Origin of the sequence: Lactobacillus equicursoris DSM 19284 = JCM 14600 = CIP 110162, from assembly GCF_001434815.1 — a bacterium.
Classification (GTDB): Bacteria; Bacillota; Bacilli; order Lactobacillales; family Lactobacillaceae; genus Lactobacillus; species Lactobacillus equicursoris.
On sequence record NZ_AZDU01000107.1, the window covers coordinates 1 to 1,352 of the forward strand.

Below are 1,352 nucleotides of genomic sequence, written 5' to 3' on the forward strand. Positions count from 1 at the left end.
TGCTCAATTTTTGAAACCGATTTACGCTATATTTGGTTAGAGATTTTATCAAAGGTGGCGTATTTTCATGACTAAGAAGCATCAAGTCCTAAGACAGCTTGATTCTGTTACAGACATGGCTGCCGAATGCATTAATTACTTTGTTTATCATCCAAGCAAAGACTTCACGCGTAAAAGAAAACTGGATGCTAAGACATTCATTAAGACCACTCTTGCCATGCAAGGAAACTGCTTGAACAAGGAGCTGGCTAACGCATTTCCTAAGCCCTCTAAGCGAATGACCGCGTCGGCTTACGAACAGCAGAAATCAAAGGTTAACCCTAGATTATTTAAGGCAATTCTGTATGAATTCAATTCAACTTTGAAACAGCCTGCTTTGTATCATGGCTATCGGCTGCTGGCAATTGATGGTAGTGACTTTGCCTTGCCGTATGATAAGAATTCAATGTTTCTATGCAATATTCAGACAAGAAAAAAGCCTTCGGACGATAATAAATTAACGACCAAAGGCACATGTTTGATTCATGCCAATATCCTTTACGATATCGCAAATTGTTGTTACCTAGACTGCTTATTGCAATCACGAAAGAGTATGGATGAACGCAGTGCAGCTGTGCACATGCTTCAGAACTTAAGACTTCAACACCGCTATATCGTACTGATGGATCGCGGCTATGAATCCTTCAATCTTTTCGAGCATGGCAATCGACTGTCTAACTGCAACTATGTTATCCGTCTAAGAACTCAAAGTAAAAGTGCTATTCGGGAAATTAGCGCTCTTCCCGATCAAGAATGCGATCTTGAGATGACGTTTAACATCACCAATAGCGCCAAGCAAAAGAAGCTTCATCCAGAGTATCACAAGATCAATGCCCCGAATCGTCGCTATAAGGACAAATATTCACCTAAGTACCGTACAGCGCACTGGGATTTTGAAAGCTTTTGTCCGGTCCACTGCAGAATCGTTAAACTTAAGATCAACGACCCACAATCGGGAAGCACCAAGTGGGAAGTACTAGCTACTAATCTAAGCTCGAACGACTTCCCGCTTAGTGAAATGAAAAAACTGTATCATCTGCGCTGGGATATTGAGAGCTCATTTCGCAAGCTAAAGTATGATCTCGGTGCAGTATGTTTTCATTCGAAAAAACCAGCGTTTCAAGAAATCGAGTTGTACTCTCAGCTGATTATGTTTAACGTGGTCAACAGAATCATATCCCTTTGCCGGATAGCTGATGCTCACAGAAAATGGCCTCATGAGATAGATTTTAAAGAGGCGGCCAACATAGTTCACCGATATTATACAACGCCCATGATAGGCAATTCAAAGCAGATGATCGAAGAAATAGAAG

At 41.2% G+C, this 1,352-nt stretch carries 1 protein-coding gene; it reads left to right on the forward strand.

Features of this window, described 5'->3' with window-relative positions; all coding sequences use genetic code 11:
• Positions 1-67: 67 nt before the first annotated feature.
• Positions 68-1,352: IS4 family transposase (locus FC20_RS09510; protein ID WP_056945400.1), on the forward strand; the 1,285-nt coding region annotated here is incomplete at its 3' end.